Annotated in this window: 15 protein-coding genes; 1 reads left to right on the top strand and 14 read right to left on the bottom strand. The window is 62.1% G+C overall.

The features are described from left to right. Positions 1-76 precede the first annotated feature (76 nt). A complete protein-coding gene (locus tag IB246_RS09320; protein WP_008041827.1) occupies positions 77-979 on the top strand; it encodes a LysR family transcriptional regulator in 903 nt (300 codons plus the stop codon). Between the two features lie 416 nt (positions 980-1,395). Here IB246_RS09320 and IB246_RS09315 read toward each other — a convergent pair whose 3' ends face one another. The 14 genes from IB246_RS09315 to IB246_RS09250 are packed head-to-tail and all read right to left on the bottom strand — an operon-like array spanning position 1,396 to position 15,388. Beyond that, positions 1,396-2,622 carry a beta-ketoacyl-ACP synthase gene (locus tag IB246_RS09315; RefSeq protein ID WP_008039910.1) on the bottom strand — a complete coding sequence of 409 codons (1,227 nt, stop codon included), beginning with the start codon at positions 2,620-2,622 and terminating at the stop codon, positions 1,396-1,398. After that, positions 2,622-3,350 (bottom strand): 3-oxoacyl-ACP reductase FabG, encoded by a 729-nt coding sequence (fabG, locus tag IB246_RS09310; RefSeq protein WP_008039909.1) that lies wholly within the window; start codon positions 3,348-3,350, stop codon positions 2,622-2,624. The genes IB246_RS09315 and fabG overlap by 1 nt, the downstream gene beginning before the upstream one ends. Then, positions 3,347-3,835: a hotdog family protein gene (locus tag IB246_RS09305; protein WP_008039908.1), complete on the bottom strand. Its 489-nt coding sequence runs from the start codon at positions 3,833-3,835 to the stop codon at positions 3,347-3,349. The genes fabG and IB246_RS09305 overlap by 4 nt, the downstream gene beginning before the upstream one ends. Then, positions 3,832-5,028: a beta-ketoacyl-[acyl-carrier-protein] synthase family protein gene (locus IB246_RS09300; RefSeq protein ID WP_008039907.1), complete on the bottom strand. Its 1,197-nt coding sequence runs from the start codon at positions 5,026-5,028 to the stop codon at positions 3,832-3,834. Before IB246_RS09300 ends, IB246_RS09305 begins: the two co-directional genes overlap by 4 nt. Then, on the bottom strand, positions 5,025-5,630 hold the full coding sequence (locus IB246_RS09295) for a hypothetical protein (RefSeq protein ID WP_008039906.1): 606 nt from the start codon (positions 5,628-5,630) through the stop codon (positions 5,025-5,027). The genes IB246_RS09300 and IB246_RS09295 overlap by 4 nt, the downstream gene beginning before the upstream one ends. After that, on the bottom strand, positions 5,630-6,355 hold the full coding sequence (locus IB246_RS09290; RefSeq protein WP_008039905.1) for a class I SAM-dependent methyltransferase: 726 nt from the start codon (positions 6,353-6,355) through the stop codon (positions 5,630-5,632). Before IB246_RS09290 ends, IB246_RS09295 begins: the two co-directional genes overlap by 1 nt. Beyond that, complete coding sequence (locus IB246_RS09285; RefSeq protein ID WP_008039904.1) at positions 6,352-7,599, bottom strand: NAD(P)/FAD-dependent oxidoreductase; 1,248 nt, start codon at positions 7,597-7,599, stop codon at positions 6,352-6,354. Before IB246_RS09285 ends, IB246_RS09290 begins: the two co-directional genes overlap by 4 nt. After that, positions 7,586-8,743 (bottom strand): hypothetical protein, encoded by a 1,158-nt coding sequence (locus IB246_RS09280; RefSeq protein WP_008025140.1) that lies wholly within the window; start codon positions 8,741-8,743, stop codon positions 7,586-7,588. Before IB246_RS09280 ends, IB246_RS09285 begins: the two co-directional genes overlap by 14 nt. Then, a complete protein-coding gene (locus IB246_RS09275) occupies positions 8,743-11,082 on the bottom strand; it encodes an MMPL family transporter (protein WP_008039903.1) in 2,340 nt (779 codons plus the stop codon). The genes IB246_RS09280 and IB246_RS09275 overlap by 1 nt, the downstream gene beginning before the upstream one ends. Then, entirely contained in the window at positions 11,066-11,770 is a 705-nt protein-coding gene (locus IB246_RS09270; protein WP_008039902.1) for an outer membrane lipoprotein carrier protein LolA, read from the bottom strand. The genes IB246_RS09275 and IB246_RS09270 overlap by 17 nt, the downstream gene beginning before the upstream one ends. Further along, positions 11,767-12,192 carry an acyl-CoA thioesterase gene (locus IB246_RS09265; protein ID WP_008039900.1) on the bottom strand — a complete coding sequence of 142 codons (426 nt, stop codon included), beginning with the start codon at positions 12,190-12,192 and terminating at the stop codon, positions 11,767-11,769. Before IB246_RS09265 ends, IB246_RS09270 begins: the two co-directional genes overlap by 4 nt. Next, a complete protein-coding gene (locus IB246_RS09260; RefSeq protein WP_008039899.1) occupies positions 12,185-13,729 on the bottom strand; it encodes an HAL/PAL/TAL family ammonia-lyase in 1,545 nt (514 codons plus the stop codon). The genes IB246_RS09265 and IB246_RS09260 overlap by 8 nt, the downstream gene beginning before the upstream one ends. Continuing rightward, complete coding sequence (locus IB246_RS09255) at positions 13,710-14,657, bottom strand: glycosyl transferase (protein ID WP_008039898.1); 948 nt, start codon at positions 14,655-14,657, stop codon at positions 13,710-13,712. The genes IB246_RS09260 and IB246_RS09255 overlap by 20 nt, the downstream gene beginning before the upstream one ends. Next, positions 14,654-15,388 carry a glycosyltransferase family 2 protein gene (locus IB246_RS09250; RefSeq protein WP_008025129.1) on the bottom strand — a complete coding sequence of 245 codons (735 nt, stop codon included), beginning with the start codon at positions 15,386-15,388 and terminating at the stop codon, positions 14,654-14,656. Before IB246_RS09250 ends, IB246_RS09255 begins: the two co-directional genes overlap by 4 nt. Between the last annotated feature and the right edge of the window lie 19 nt (positions 15,389-15,407).

The following is a 15,407-nucleotide window of genomic DNA, read 5'->3' as shown; positions in this document are numbered from 1 at the left end:
CATATAGCTGCCTAATGATTCAATCCAATATATTGTTCGACCTGTTTGAGAGGTTTTACGACCTAATGGAGTTTTCATGGAATTGCGTCACCTGCGCTACTTCATTGCCGTCGCCGAAGAACTGCACTTCGGCCGCGCCGCCCAGGTGCTGGGCATCTCGCAACCGCCGCTGAGCCAGCAGATTCAGGCGCTGGAGCAGGAAGTCGGTGCGCGATTGTTCGAGCGTACCAATCGTCGGGTCGAGCTCAGTGAGGCCGGGCGATTGTTTCTGGAAGAAGCCCGGTTGGTGCTGGCGCAGGTCGACAAAGCGGCGGATGTGGCGCGGCGGGCGCAGTTGGGTGAGCTGGGGGAATTGAAGATCGGATTCACTTCATCGGCGCCATTCAACTCGACCATTCCCCAGGCGATTTTTTCATTCCGCCAGCGGTTCCCGGCGGTGCACCTGAACCTGCGGGAAATGAGCAGCACCCAGGTGGCCGAAGCGCTGGTGGACGAGTCGATCGAAGTCGGGATCATGCGGCCGTTGGGTTTGCCGGATTCGCTCAGCGTGGTGGAGTTGATGCGCGAGCCGCTGGTGGCCGTGCTCAGCTCCAAACATCCGCTGGTGCAGGACAGTGAAGAGGGAATATTCCTGTCAGCTCTGGCCCTGGAACCGTTCGTATTTTTCCCACGCAGTTACGGCAGTGGTCTGTATGCACAATTGCTCAGCCTGGCGCGGGACGCCGGTTTCAGCCCGCACTTCGCGCAAGAGGCGGGTGAGGCGATGACCATTATCGGGTTGGTGGCTGCGGGGCTCGGCGTGTCGGTGCTGCCGGCGTCTTATCAGCGGATGCGGATTGATGGCGTTGTGTACCGACCCCTGCTCGACCCTGCAGCGGTTTCGGCGGTGTGGCTGGTACAGCGCAAGGATCAGAAATCCCCAATGGCCAAGGCGTTTGTGGACCTGCTGACACTCAAGGTCGAACCCCTCAAGTCATGAACGACACAACCCTGTAGGAGCCGGCTTGCCGGCGATCGCGGATTGTCATTCAACATTGATGTCGACTGATCCACCGCTATCGCCAGCAAGCCGGCTCCTACAGGTTTTGCATTTTTTCAGTAGCAGTTGTGGGACGTTTCCTTAGACGTCTCTAACGAGCTGAATGACCCCACAACATCGTCACACCCGTAAACCTGTAGGAGCCGGCTTGCCGGCGATCGCGGAATGTCAGTTGGCATTGATGTCGACTGATCCACCGCTATCGCCAGCAAGCCGGCTCCTACAGGTTTTGCATTTTTTCAGTAGCAGTTGTGGGACGTTTCCTAAGACATCTCTAACGAGCTGAATGACCCCACAACATCGTCACACCCCTAAACCTGTAGGAGCCGGCAAGCCGGCTCCTACAAGGGATTGCGTTACGACCAGCGCTTGAAGATCAGCGAGGTGTTGACGCCGCCAAACGCGAAGTTGTTGTTCATCACATACTGATTGCTCATCTGCCGAAACTCGCCGCGCAGGTAATCGAGCTTGCCGCAGTGCGGATCGACCTCGTCGAGGTTGAAGGTGTGTGCGTACAAATCGCGGTTCATCATTTCGATGCTGAACCAGGATTCCAGTGCGCCGCAGGCGCCGAGGGTGTGGCCGAGGAAGCTCTTCTGTGAACTGATCGGCATGTGTTCGCCGAACAGGCTGCTGGTCGCCAGTGTTTCAGCGATGTCGCCCTGTTCAGTCGCGGTGCCGTGACCGTTGACGTAGCCGATGTCCGATGGCTGCAAACCGGCGTCTTCCAGGGCCAGCTCCATGGCGCGGCGCATGGTGGCCTGCTCTGGACGGGTAGTGTGCTGGCCGTCGGCGTTGCTGCCGAAGCCGACGAGTTCGGCGTGAATGTGTGCGCCGCGTGCCAGCGCGTGTTCGAGCTCTTCCAGCACCAGCATGCCGCCGCCTTCACCGATCACCAGGCCATCGCGAGCGCTGTCGTAAGGGCGTGGTGACGTCTGCGGCGCGTCGTTTTTCAGGCTGGTGGCGTAGAGCGCGTCGAAGACCATGGCTTCGGTGGGGCACAGCTCTTCGGCGCCGCCGGCGAGCATCAAGGGCAAGCGGCCGAACTTGATCGATTCGTAGGCGTAACCGATGCCCTGACTGCCGCTGGTGCAAGCACTGGAAGTCGGGATCAATCGGCCGGTGAGGCCGAAGAAGATGCTGATGTTGGCCGCCGTGGTGTGCGGCATCATGCGCACGTAGGAGTTGGCGTTCAGGCCTTCGGCCACCGAGTTGAGCAGCATGTTGCCGAATGCCTTGATTTCGTCGGTGCTGCCGGTGGACGAGCCGCACGCGACGCCCATGCGCCCGTCCTTGATCGAAGGGTCACCCAGCAAACCGGCATCGGCCAACGCCTGTTCCGCCGCGCCGACGGCCAGGCGCGAGACGCGGCCCATGCTGCGCAGTTGCTTGCGGGTCCAGTGGCTCGGCACTTTGAAATCATCAATGGGACCTGCCAGGCGCGTGTTGAGCTCGGTGAAACGGTCCCACTCGTCCATGCGGCGGATGCCGCTGCGGTTGGCTGCGAAGTTGCCGGCGATGGTTTCCCAGTCGCTGCCCAGTGAGGTGATGCCGGCCATGCCGGTGACGACGACGCGCTTCATCAGCACAGGCCTCCGTTGACGGCCAGAACCTGCCGGGTGATGTACGACGCTTCCGCCGACATCAGGAAATTCACCGCGCCGGCCACCTCTTCCGGGGTGCCCATGCGCTGTGCGGGAATCATTTTCATCAGTTCTTCCACTGGCACGTTTTCGTCGAGCATGGCGGTGTCGATCAGGCCGGGTGCGACGCAATTGACGGTGATTTTGCGCTTGCCCAGTTCAATCGCCAACGCTTTTGCCGCGCCAATCAAACCGGCCTTGGAGGCACTGTAATTGACCTGCCCGCGATTGCCGATCAAACCGGAAACCGAGGTGATGCAGACAATTCGCCCGGCGGCGCGACGACGGATCATCGGCATCATCACCGGGTGCAGCACGTTGTAGAAACCGTCGAGGTTGGTGCGCATCACCACATCCCAATCATCCTCGCTCAGCGCCGGAAAAGCACCGTCACGCGTCAGGCCGGCGTTGAGCACCACGCCGTAATAGGCGCCATGGCTTTCCACGTCGGCTTCGAGAATGGCTTTGCAACTGGCGCGGTCAGACACGTCGAATTGCAGGATGCGTGCGTTGCGGCCCAAGGCTTCGATTTCGGCCTTCACCCCTTCGGCGTCAACCAGGCCGCTGCGGCAATGCAGCACGATGTCATGCCCGGCCTGAGCCAGACGCAACGCGATAGCGCGGCCGATGCCACGGCTGGAACCGGTGACCAGTACGGATTCAGTCATGCCTGCGTTCCTTGTGAAAAGCCTTGTGAAGAGCTTTGTGGGGTTTCATGAAGATATTGAGCGGCTTGCGGTGGACGAAACACGTTCAGACGGGCGGTAGCGTGAATGCCGGGGGCGTTGATGTGGCATTCGAACACGCCCATGCCGTTGTCGTCTTCCAGTGAACGCAGCCCATGGATAGTCAGCTCGGTGCCGGCGGGAAAGTGGTCGACATTGCATTCGAATTTGCGGGTGCCGAGCAGGAAGCCCAGCTCCACCGCATCACCTCGCTGGCGCGCATGGCAGCCGGCGAAGGCGGCGACACTCTGGGCCATCAGTTCGATGCCGACCCACGCCGGCAGGCTGCCGTCGGGACGGTTGAACAGGCCATCGGGCTTGACGGTGAGGCGGGTATGGATCTGCTCGTCATCGAACGCGAGGATCTGATCGATGAGGATCATGTCGCCAGCGTGCGGCAGCAGTTCGGCGAGCGGCCAGTCAATCATGGGGCGTCTCCGATAATCAGGCTGACGTTATTGCCACCGAAGGCAAAGGAGTTGCTCATCAGGTAGCGAGGTGCAATGGACGCCAGGCGATCGGCCGGGGTCACCCAATTCAGGGCTGGCAGTTGCGGGTCAGGCTGGCCGTCCCAGACATGTGGCGGCAACGTATGTGTTTGATTGTCAGCGCTCAGGCTCAGCCAGCAGAACGCCGCTTCCAGAGCGCCGGCCGCGCCGAGGGTATGACCGGTCATCGGTTTGGTCGAAGAACACGGCACGCCGGCCGGGAACAAGGCCGACACCGCGAGGCTTTCCATGGCGTCATTGTGTTGGGTGGCGGTGCCGTGCAGGTTCAGGTAGCCGATCTGTTCGGGTTGCAGGCTCGCGCGGCCCAGGGCTTTGCGCATCGCTTGCAGGGCGCCACGGCCGGTCGGTTCCGGCGCGGAAATGTGGTGCGCATCTGAGCTGGCGCCACTGCCGAGCAGTGCAATCGATTGTTTATCGCCAGCCACTTTGGTCATCAGGAACAGCACTGCCGCTTCACCGATGTTGATGCCGTTACGGTTGACCGAAAACGGGTTGCAACGTTGTTCAGACACCGCTTCCAGCGCCGAGAAGCCGTTGAGGGTCAGCTTGCACAAACTGTCGACGCCGCCGCACAACACCGCGTCGCACAGGCCCAGGTCCAACAGGCGCTGGGCACTCATCAGCGCACGGGCGCTGGAGGTGCAGGCGGTGGAAATCACATAGGCCGGGCCGCTGAGTTGCAGCCAGTCGGCAAGGAAATTCGCCGGTGCGCCGAGTTCCTGTTGCTGATAGTCGTAATAGTCCGGGAACTGATGTTCGCGGATGTAATGGGCCAGGCCGCGGCTGGCTTCATCGATGCCGGACGTGCTGGTGCCGAGGATCACGCCGATGCGGTCGCGGCCGTAGGTCTGGATCGCTTGATCAATGTCGTCGCGGATTTGCAGCGCCGCTTCCAGCAACAACTGATTGTTGCGGGTGCTTTGCTTTACCAGTTCCGCCGGGATCGGCGCCAGTGCACCGCGCACTGCGGCCACCGGCAACGAACGTTCCGGTACCCAGCCAGACTCGCTGCGCATGCCGGAGCAATCGCCGGCAAACAGGTTGCGCGCGACTTCGTGCTTGTCGCGGCCCAGGGCGCAGATCACCCCGAGGGCGTTCAGGTAGGCGGTCATGGTGTCTCACCGGACAGGGGCGTGACTTGGTACGTCGGACCTTTGGGCAGGTTCAATTCAAAGCTCATCGGTTGTGAATAACGGACTTCCCAGTACTCGGGCAGGGAGCGTTGTGCGCCATGCTGCCAGGCCGTTGGGTAGTTGCCGCGCAATTCATCCTTGGGCGTCAGCGCAAACACCAAAGCCGCGAACAGCTCACGGGCTTCCGGGTTGGGCGGCAACAGGCCGTCCGCTTGCCATTGACCGTCGATCAGTTTCTGACGTGCTTGTGGAATGCCCAGCAGGTCCATCATCGACCAGCGAATGCCCGGGCCCTCACGCGCGATCACCAGTACCCAGTCCTGACGCTGGCCATCCGCCAGACGCTGGATGTGCAATTGCTGCGGCAACGGCAGGCTCGGGGTTTGCTCGGGCAGCGGTGCCTTGCTGGCGCAGGCGCTGATCAGCAGGACCGCGCCAATGAGCAAAAATCTCAACACCGCCGCATACCCTGTGGGAGCGAGCCTGCTCGCGATGGCGGCCATACAGTCGATATTTATGCTGACTGACACACCACTATCGCGAGCAGGCTCACTGCTACAGTTTTGAGTTGCACTAGACATCACACAGCACCTTCAAGCGGTTTGCGCGCCACCACATTGACCAGGGTTTCTTCCCGTTGGCCGAAGGGTTTTGGCTGGCGCAGACCCCAGCGTTCAAGCAGGCCGAAATCCTTGGCGCGACTCCACCACAAGTAAGGATAAGACACGTTGTGCGGGCCGAATTCGAAACCCTGGCGACGAATCATTTCAAGGTACCCGGCGGCGCTCTTCTGCACATGCATCGGATGGCGGAACAACCAGCGGATCACCCAAGTATCAATGTAAGCCTCGGTGGATTCGGCGAACAGCAGATAACCGCCCGGCTTGAGCACACGGTAGAACTCGGCGAGCGCTTTGTCCTGTTCTACCAGATGGTGGAAGGTCTGGTGGCAGAACAGCAGGTCGACACTGGCATCCGGCACGGCCAGCGTGGCGCAGTCGCTGCCGATCAACTCCACGTTCATGCCCTGACGGGTGGCTTCTGCGCCGCTCAGGTCGAGGCTGTGCGGGTCGGCGTCCACGCCGATCAGGCGCTGTGGCGCAAAGGTCTGGCGCAGGTACTGGAACGACTTGCCCTGGCCGCAACCGGCATCCAGCAACACCGGATGGGCGGGCAACGGTTCGCTGAACAGGCTGCGCAGGTCATTGATCGCCACACGCAGCACATGGTGCTGCCAGGTGTGGCTGCGCAGGAACCAGAACCCGAAGCGCGTCTCCTCGACGTAGTTGTCGCTCAAGTAGCTCATGTGGCATCCCTTGCACAGAGTTCCGACAGCATCCGCAGCCGGCGTTTCGGTTCGGCGACGAATGGATTGCGTTCATCCCAGGCATAACCGGCGAGAATCGAACTGATCATGCGGCGGATGTCCGGCGAGCTGTCCGGATGGAAAATCACATCTTGGAACGTCCCGGCATACCAGCCTTCAACGTAGCAGCGGAAAGTGTCGACGCCACGCTTGAGCGGTGTGGCGAACTCGGTTTGCCAGTCGACGCTTTCCCCTAGCAACTGTCGGTGCAAAACACCGGCGGCCATGCTCGCCGAACGCATGGCGATGGTCACGCCGGAGGAGAACACCGGGTCGAGAAACTCCGCCGCGTTGCCCAGCAGCGCAAAACCCTGGCCGTGCAGGGTTTTGACGTTGGCCGAGTAGCCGCCGATGGTGCGCGCCGGTGTATCCCACACCGCGTTGTTCAACACGCTGGAGAGGCTTGGCGTTTCGGCAATGAAACCGCGCAGGCAATCGTCCAGATTATCGGCACGACCGGCGAAATGCTCCGCCGCCGCGACCACGCCCACCGAGCAACGGCCGTTGCTGAACGGGATGGTCCAGAACCAGACATCGCGTTTGGTTGGATGCGTGGTGACGAGGATTTTCGTGCGGTCGAAACCCGGGTGGTCGATGTGGTCTTCGACGTGGGTGAATACCGCCTGGCGCACCGGGAAATTCGAGGGTGCCTCAAGGTCGAGCAGGCGCGGCAGGACGCGGCCGTAGCCGCTGGCATCGAGCATGAAATCAGCCTCGACGCGGTACTCGCTGCCGTCCTCGCGCTGCACACCGAGCAGCGGTTTTTCCCGCTCGATATCGACGCTGACGATCGCTTCGCCATAGCGGATTTCCGCGCCTTGCAGCGCGGCTTGATCGGCCAGCAGTTTGTCGAAATCGGCGCGCTGGACTTGAAACGTGGTCGGCTTGCCGTTGCTGAAGGTGTCGCCGAAATCGAAGGCGCTGTACTGCTCGCCCCAGGCGAACGCCGCACCGGTTTTCAGCTGGAAACCTGCAGCGTTAACCGCCTCGAGCATGCCGGCTTCTTCGACGAAATCCAGGCAGTGCGACAGCAGGCTTTCGCCGATGGAGAACCGTGGGAAATGCTGGCGTTCGATCACTAAAACATCGTGACCCTTGCGCTTGAGCAGCGCGGCGGCGATGGCGCCCGATGGACCGGCGCCGATGATCACTACCTGACGACGTTCCATTTCAACGATTGGCATGGGGGCTCCTTGCCGGGACGGCAGCTTTCAAAGGGATTCGGTGCATGCCGGCCAATGCCGGCAGCAATGTCGCGATAAGACCCATCAGCATCAGCGCAAAGTACAGCGGCGGGCTGATGAGCTGTTGTTGCAGCAGCAGGTTGAGAAAGACGATCTCGCTCAAGCCGCGAATATTGAGCAGCACACTTTCGCGCCAGCGACTGGCGCCCGCAAACGAAGCGCCGGCCCAGCCAAGTCCCAGCCAGTTGCCCAGCAGTTTGCTGGCAATCGGGAACAGCAGCAGCGCAGCCAGTTGCGCCCAGCTCAGGCTGTCCATGGCGCTGTGGACGTTGATCTGCACGATGCCGAACGTCAGGATCAACGGGATCGCGATCCAGGTCTGCAGGCGATTCATCCACGCCGCCGGCATTGGCAGCACCAGCGGCACCTTCAGCGCGGCCATGCACAACAAGTAACCGATGCCGACAATCAGCGCATTGAGCTTGTAGTGCTCGGCCACCACCAGCAACGCGAAGAAACACCCGCTGTAGAGTCGTGGCTGGCGCAAGCCGAGTACCCGCAGCAGCAAGGGCACACATGCGCAGACCAAGGGCAGCAGCAAACTGCTCAGGTGCAGGCTGCCTTGGGCGATGGCGAACACGGTCCAGCACGTGAGGTCGATGAGGATCGCGGTTTGTACCAGGCGCCGGGTCGCGGCGACCGGGTAATCGATATGCCGAAGGTACAGGTACAACACCGGAATCGCGGTAATGGCGAACAGCAGCCCGACCGCCAAAGAGCTGATCCACGGCTGTGGCGGCAACAGCCAGATCGCTGTCGCGAGCCCGCCGGCGAACGGAATGCAGAAACTCGGCAGGGCGATTTTCAGGCTCTGGCGGTCCAGGCGCAGGTCGATCACGTCGCTGAGGATGTAGCCCAGCAATAGCGCGAAACTCAGGCTGTAGAGGTTTTTCAGCCAGATCGGAGCGACCAGCGTTGCGCCGCTCAAGTGCCATTGAGGTTCGATCCAGAAGTACATCAGCAGCGGCAAACCGACGGTGGCCAGCAACAATTGGCTGACGATCGGGATCAAACCGAAGTGGCGCCCGACACGCGTGGCCACGGCGAACAGCGCCAGGGCCATTGCCCAGAACAACACGACCATCACGCTGCCGACTCCGCGACCGTGGCCGCTTGCACGTGCCGTCCGGCCCACGGCGCGAGGATGAAGCTGAACGCCAGGCCGAGGCTCACCGACAACCCGAAGTTACTCACCGCGGGGGTGCTGGACACGGCCAGCAATCCGAACGACAGCCACGTGGTCAACGCCGCCAGCAGGGTGCCCAGCAGGCTGACGGCGGCGCCGCCGACCTGTTCGCGCATGAGGATCGCGTAATCGACGCTGATCGCCGTCACCAGCAGCAGGCCGAACAGGCTGAACAACGTCAGCGGCTGTCCGAGCCAGCCGAGACTGGCGAGGCTGCACAGCGCCGCCAGCAACGGCAGGGCGACGATGCGCAAGGCGCCGCCAAGGCCGAACGGCAGGATCAGCACCAGTACGATCAGCACGCAGGAGGCGAGTTTCAGTTCCGCAGCGCTGATCTGGGTTTTGGCGAACACGTTATTCAATTCGCCCAGACGATCCACCAGTTCCACCCCCGGCAGATCCAGCGCTTGCACCCGCAGCAGTGCAGGGTTGTTCAGGCCTTGCAGGCTGACCATCGCCGCCACGCCGTCTTCGGTCGGGCCCAGCCATAGCGTGCGATAGGGTTCGGCCAGCGGACCGGTCAGTGCGCTGTCGATGTCTTCGACCGGCAGGGCCTGCAACTTCGCCAATTCGGTTTTCAGTGCTTCGACCGGCACGCCGACGTCGAGCAGCGGTTGCCAGAACGCCGGCAACTTGTTCAGCGCTTCGCGCACTTGCCGTTGTTCGCTAGGCTGGCTGACCAGTTGATTCAGCGATAGATAGCCTTGAAGTTTGTTCAGATTGACCAGCTGATCCAGCCGCTCGCTCAACGCGGTTTGGCGTTCGAGCAATGCTTGTTGATTGGCCGCTCGCACCAGGAAGAACTGGCTGGTGGGTTGGTAGCCGGTGATGCGCGCAATAGTCTGGGCTTCGTCGGTCAATTGCTGCGGTGCGCCGACCCATTGGCGAATATCGTTTTTGGTATCGAGCTGCAACAGACCGCCCACGCAGAAGGCAATCAGCAGCACCAGCAGCACGGGCGTACGGGCGATTTTCAACAGCCTTTCGCGCAGTGCCAGCAAATACTCGGCGACGCGCAATGGCCATTGCGCCGGGCGCAAATCCGAACCCTTGAGCAGCGCAGGCAACAGGCACACCGCAGACAGGTAGGCGCCGAGCAGGCCGGCGGCGGAGAACACGGCGATCTGGGTCAGGGCCGGGAACGGGGTCCAGGCCAGCGCGAGGTAACCGATGCAACTGGTGATCAGGCTCAGCGTCAGCCCCGGCAAGGTCAGGCGCAACGCCGGCCAGCTGTGCCAGGGTTTCAGGCTCCAGCTCTTGGACAAATAGTGCAGCGGGTAATCGACCGCGACGCCGATCAGGCTGGAGCCGAGCACCAGCGTCATCACATGCATATGGCCGAACAGCGCCACGCACGCCACCGCGCCAAACAGCATGCCCACCAGCACCGGGACGAACGCCAGCAATACGCGCAAACGGCGGAAGGCCAGCAACAACAGCAACAGAATGCCGACGGTGGCACCACCGCCGACCCAGGTTATCTCGCGTGTGGCTTGCCGCTGCCCGTTGGCCGCGTAGAGCAAACCGCTGGCGGCCAGCAGCTGCACGTCAGCCTGGGCCGCTTCTTCACGGCTGTGCTTGAGCAGATCAGCCACTTGCAGCGGCAGGTTCATGTCGAAAGCATTGCCGGTGGTGCGCGCCCGCAGCAACACCCAGCTCTTGCCGTCAGCATCGGCGACCAGTGCGCCGCTGCCGATGTCCAGTTGCACCGAACCGTGTTGCGGCTGGCTGTTCTGGATGCGCCCGGTCAGGCCCAGCCAGTCATCCTGGCTCGCCACCAGGCTGAAACCGGTGAATGGGTCGAACAATGCCTGCACCCGTTGCTGGATAAACGCGTCGGGGTGCTCGATCAATTGTTGGCGATCCGCTGCCGAGAGCATCGCCAACCTGCCTTGCAGCAGTTGCGTGCGCAGCGCCGGCAAGTCGGCTTGCAGGGTCCACTGGACCTTTTCGAACAAACCGCTGGCCTGCCATTGCTCGCCCAGTTTCTGCGCCATGGCCACGGCTTGCTGGCGATCGGTGTGACCGACCAGCACCAGCATTTCGCGGTTCAGCGGTTCTTGCATGCGTTGTTCGGCGCGCAGTTCCAGCGCGTCCGGCGCCGTGCCCGGCACCAGTTCCATCAGGTTGGCCGACAGCGGCGCACCGTCCCGCCATTGCCAGCCGGCGAGCGCGAGCACCGCCAGCAGCAGGATCAGAAACAGCCGTGGAAGCGTGCGTTCACTCGGCAAAGTCATGTTGCTCCGCGTCGCTCAACGGTTGGGTGGCGGTGCTGTCCTGCATCCGCAGCAAGGTGCTGTCACCCTGGGTTTCCAGCAGTTCGATGGTGTTCACCAATTCGCCACCGGTGATGTTGATCTGATTGAACACCTGCTTGAGCAGCAGCGAACGCGGGGTCAGCGTCAGTTTCCAGTTCTGCGCCTCACCGCTCAGCGACAGTTCGAAGTCCCGTTGCAGCCCGCTGCTGTCGCCTTGCAGCACGGCGAGGAACAAGCGGTTCTGCTCGGCGCCGGCACTCTTGCCGGGCAGCATTTGCCAGCCGCTGGCGTCACGTCGCGCAATGCCTTTGCCGGTGATGCGGTAATCCTGTTGCAGCGGAGTTTTCAACAACCACAGCAGGCCGTGGTTTTTAGCGAGAACGAAGGTGCCTTTGCTGGTCAGCGGCTGGGGCAGGGCGCGCAGGTGTTTTTCCTGGATGAAGTGGCCGTGGATCACATCGGGTTTGGCCAGTTGATCGCTGAGCTGTTGCAGATCGAAGGCATGGGCCAGGCCTGGAATGCCCAGCAACACGCACAACACTGTAGGAGCGAGCTTGCTCGCGAAAAACCTGAGAACGCCGCGGAGTGTCAGGTGTCCAGCGTCATCGTTAACGACCATCGCCGGCAAGCCGGCTCCTACAGGGGAACGGGGGTGGCAGAAAATCATGACAGGGCCCTTGCGACGGCGTCGGTGAAGATCTTGGGTGAGGCCAATTGCATCTCGCGGCTGCCCATGTCGACGGCGACCTGCACGGAGACGGCGCGGGTCAAGCGTTCGCCGGTTTCCAGGTCGCTGATCAGGTAGTTGATCTTCAGCCGGTTCTCCCACTCCACCAGATTGGCGCGCACGTTCAGCTTTTGGCCGAACACCGCACCACGCACATAGCGCAATTGCAGGTCGATCACCGGCCAGGCGTAACCCGACTCGGACATGGCCGTGTAGTTGTGGCCGATTTTATCCAGCAGCGCACAACGGGCGATTTCCAGGTATTTGACGTAATGGCCGTGCCAGACCACGTTCATGCTGTCGACGTCAAAGAACGGCACGAGGATTTCCGTATCAGTGTGAAGCACTCCCTTGCTACGCATGCAGCCTCCAGTGTTGCTCGGCAATCCGTTTCAGGCACAGGCGCAATTCGCCTTCCAGCGCGCGGTCTTCGATGACCGGCGGGAAGTCCTTGGCCAGCTCTTCATGCATGGCAGCAAGGGCCGGCGGCAACGGGCGCGCGTCCTCGGCCTTGCTGCGCAGCCACACGCCCTGGTTGGCGGCGAGCAGCGTGGCGGCAGCGACCTGTTCGGTCAGCTCCAGCACACGAATGGCATCGCGGGCAGCGATGGTGCCCATGCTCACTTTGTCCTGGTTGTGGCATTCGGTGGAGCGTGAAAACACGCTGGCCGGCATGGTGTTTTTCAACGCTTCGGCGGTCCAGGCGCTGGTGCCGATCTGCACGGCTTTGAAGCCGTGGTTGAGCATCGCTCGATCTGCCGTGGCGCCGGACAAATTGCTCGGCAAGCCATGGTTGTAACGCTCGTCCACCAGCAACGCGAGTTGACGGTCGAGCAGGTCGGCCACGTTGGCCACCAGGTTTTTCAGGCTGTCCATGGCGAACGCGATGTGGCCGCCATAGAAATGCCCGCCGTGCAGCACGCGCTCGGCTTCGGCGTCGATGATCGGGTTGTCGTTGGCGCTGTTGAGTTCGATCTCGATGAACGAACGCAGCCAGTTCAGGCTGTCGGCCAAGACGCCGAGCACGTGCGGCGCGCAGCGCAGGGAATAGCGGTCTTGCAGGCGATGCAGCGGTGCGGTCGGCGCGTCGATCGCCAGGTCCTTGCGCAGCCACGCGGCGACCTGCATTTGCCCCGGATGCGGTTTGGTGGCGAACAGGCGCTCGTCGAAGTGCTCGGGATTGCCTTGCAGCGCAACCACGTTCAGCGCGGTGATGCGCGTTGCCAGTTGCAGCAGGTAATCGGCGCGGGCATAGGCCAGGCAAGCGAGGCCGGTCATGACGGCGGTGCCGTTCATCAGCGCGAGGGCTTCTTTGGGGCGCAGCACCAGCGGCTCCCAACCGAGTTCGCGGTGCACATCGGCGGCCTGGCGGCGTTCGCCACGGAACATCACTTCGCGTTCGCCGGACAAGGTCGCGGCGACATAGGACAGCGGCGTCAGATCACCGCTGGCGCCCACTGAACCTTCTTCCGGGATCAGCGGCAAGATGTCGTGTTCAAGGAATGCTTGCAGGCGTTCCAGCAGCTCGATGCGAACCCCCGACACGCCGTGGCACAGCGACTGCAAGCGTGCAGCCAGCACCGCGCGGGTGGCTTGGGCGTCGAGCAGTTTGCCCAGGCCGCAACCGTGGAACGTGTACAGATGACGCGGCAACGCTTCGACGTGATGCAGCGGCACCGCGACCACGCAGGAATCGCCGTAACCGGTGGTCACGCCATAAATCACGCCTTCCTTGTCCAGCAGGGAATCGAGGAATCGTGCGCCCTTGGCGATGCGCTCGCGGTACGCAGGGTCAGCCTGCAACTGCGTCGGCACCTGACGGTTGGCCAAGGCCAGCACGTCTTCGATGCGCAAAGGGAGTTCGCCGAAGGTTACCGGCTCAAGCGTTGGCGTCGTCATCGGTCTTCCAGAAAGGGTAAAAGTTGAACCATTGTTGAGGTGCTTCGAGGCAATAGTGGCCCAGGCGCTCGGCGTAGCGGGTCGCCCACTGATGAATGACCTGCTCGCGGTCGCTGCGCTTCCAGGTGATCGCATCGGCGAACGGTTCGAGAGTCAGTCGATAATCGCCGTCGGGTTTTTTCAGGCACAGCATCAGGTTGACCGGGCATTTCAACAGGCCGGCCAACAACCACGGGCCCTGCGGAAATTTTGCCGGATGGCCAAGGAAATCCACGGTCACGCTGCGACCGCCGTGCAACGGCACGCGATCACCGGCAATCGCCAGCCATTCGCCGCGCTCCAGGCGCTCGTGCAGTTGCAGCATGATCACCGGGTCCAGTTCGCTGACCTGAATCAGCCGCAGATTGGTGGCCCCGGCTTCGCCCAGCAAACGGTTGAACTGCTCGGCGTGCTTGGTGTGCACCAGCACGTTCATCGTGACCTTTTCGCCGATCTCCGCCAGCGCGCGGCAGACTTCGAGATTGCCCAGGTGTGCGCCCACCAGCAGTTGCCCGCGGCTGCCACGCAACTGATTGCGCAGCAACGCCGGGTCGACGATTTCGATCTGCTCGATGCTCAGCTTGCCGTTCCACACGTCGAGTTTGTCGAGCATCGAATCTGCGAAAGCCATGAACTGACCGAATACCCGCCAATGGGTCGGGCGCAATTCAGTGAGAGCGCTCCAGTCGGCGAGGCGTTGCTGGTATTGCCAGGCACTGCGGCGGGCGCTGCGACCGAACAGGAAAAAGTACAGAACGATGCCGTACAACAGCGGGCTCAACAGTCGGCGGCCAAGGACTTTGGCGCCGAACGCAGTGAGCTTCATCAGCCAGAAACTGCCGCGCTCCTCGCGGTCGGCCCAATGTTTTTTGTCGACGTTGCTGCTCATGCTCGCCACCGCCGCCAGAGGATCACCGGCGCCCGCAGCAACATGCCGAAGAACAACCGGGTGTGCATGCTCGAAATCAGCACATTGTCGTGGAACATGCGGAAATGCGAGACGCCGTCCAGCGGGTAATGCACCTTGGTGGGCAGCCACTGCATCGGCTGATTGCGCCAGGACAGGCGCACCAGAATGTCCGAGTCGAAGTCCATGCGCTTGCCGACTTTGGCCGATTCGATCACGGCGAGGGTCGGTGACAATGGATAGACGCGGAAACCGCACATGGAATCGCGAATCTGCAACGACAAGGTGTTGATCCACACCATCACGTGCGTCAGGTAGCGGGCGTACAACCGACCTTTCGGCACACTGGCGTCGTATTGCGGATAGCCGCAGATCACCTCGCGCGGATGGGTGCGTGAGTGCTCGATGAACGTCGCGACGTCTTGCAGGTCGTGCTGGCCGTCGGCGTCCACCTGCAAGGCGTGGCTGAAGCCCAGGCGTGAGGCTTCGCGCAGACCGGTCATGACCGCGCCACCCTTGCCCTGGTTGGCGGCGAGGCGGATCAGGTAGACCATCTCGCGCTCAGCCAGGCGATCGAGCACCTTTGCGCAGGCCGGGCTGCTGGCATCGTCCACCAGAATGCATGGCAGGCCGCAGGTAATCAGGGCGTCGACCACTGTGGTGATGGCGGTTTCGTGGTTGTAGACGGGCACGACGGCGCAGGGGTTATGCATGTTGGCGTACACCTGGGAG

Origin of the sequence: Pseudomonas sp. PDM01, from assembly GCF_014852325.1 — a bacterium.
Taxonomy (GTDB): Bacteria; Pseudomonadota; Gammaproteobacteria; order Pseudomonadales; family Pseudomonadaceae; genus Aquipseudomonas; species Aquipseudomonas migulae.
Note: the sequence above shows the minus strand (reverse complement) of the source record. Positions and strands in the feature narration are given on the sequence as shown.

What these genes read in the sequence shown, in the direction of transcription:
- IB246_RS09320 (WP_008041827.1), top strand. Translation starts at nt 77, where the DNA reads ATGGAATTGCGTCACCTGCGCTACTTCATTGCCGTCGCCGAAGAACTG.
- IB246_RS09315 (WP_008039910.1), bottom strand. Translation starts at nt 2,622, where the DNA reads ATGAAGCGCGTCGTCGTCACCGGCATGGCCGGCATCACCTCACTGGGC.
- fabG (WP_008039909.1), bottom strand. Translation starts at nt 3,350, where the DNA reads ATGACTGAATCCGTACTGGTCACCGGTTCCAGCCGTGGCATCGGCCGC.
- IB246_RS09305 (WP_008039908.1), bottom strand. Translation starts at nt 3,835, where the DNA reads ATGATTGACTGGCCGCTCGCCGAACTGCTGCCGCACGCTGGCGACATG.
- IB246_RS09300 (WP_008039907.1), bottom strand. Translation starts at nt 5,028, where the DNA reads ATGACCGCCTACCTGAACGCCCTCGGGGTGATCTGCGCCCTGGGCCGC.
- IB246_RS09295 (WP_008039906.1), bottom strand. Translation starts at nt 5,630, where the DNA reads ATGTCTAGTGCAACTCAAAACTGTAGCAGTGAGCCTGCTCGCGATAGT.
- IB246_RS09290 (WP_008039905.1), bottom strand. Translation starts at nt 6,355, where the DNA reads ATGAGCTACTTGAGCGACAACTACGTCGAGGAGACGCGCTTCGGGTTC.
- IB246_RS09285 (WP_008039904.1), bottom strand. Translation starts at nt 7,599, where the DNA reads ATGCCAATCGTTGAAATGGAACGTCGTCAGGTAGTGATCATCGGCGCC.
- IB246_RS09280 (WP_008025140.1), bottom strand. Translation starts at nt 8,743, where the DNA reads ATGGTCGTGTTGTTCTGGGCAATGGCCCTGGCGCTGTTCGCCGTGGCC.
- IB246_RS09275 (WP_008039903.1), bottom strand. Translation starts at nt 11,082, where the DNA reads ATGACTTTGCCGAGTGAACGCACGCTTCCACGGCTGTTTCTGATCCTG.
- IB246_RS09270 (WP_008039902.1), bottom strand. Translation starts at nt 11,770, where the DNA reads ATGATTTTCTGCCACCCCCGTTCCCCTGTAGGAGCCGGCTTGCCGGCG.
- IB246_RS09265 (WP_008039900.1), bottom strand. Translation starts at nt 12,192, where the DNA reads ATGCGTAGCAAGGGAGTGCTTCACACTGATACGGAAATCCTCGTGCCG.
- IB246_RS09260 (WP_008039899.1), bottom strand. Translation starts at nt 13,729, where the DNA reads ATGACGACGCCAACGCTTGAGCCGGTAACCTTCGGCGAACTCCCTTTG.
- IB246_RS09255 (WP_008039898.1), bottom strand. Translation starts at nt 14,657, where the DNA reads ATGAGCAGCAACGTCGACAAAAAACATTGGGCCGACCGCGAGGAGCGC.
- IB246_RS09250 (WP_008025129.1), bottom strand. Translation starts at nt 15,388, where the DNA reads ATGCATAACCCCTGCGCCGTCGTGCCCGTCTACAACCACGAAACCGCC.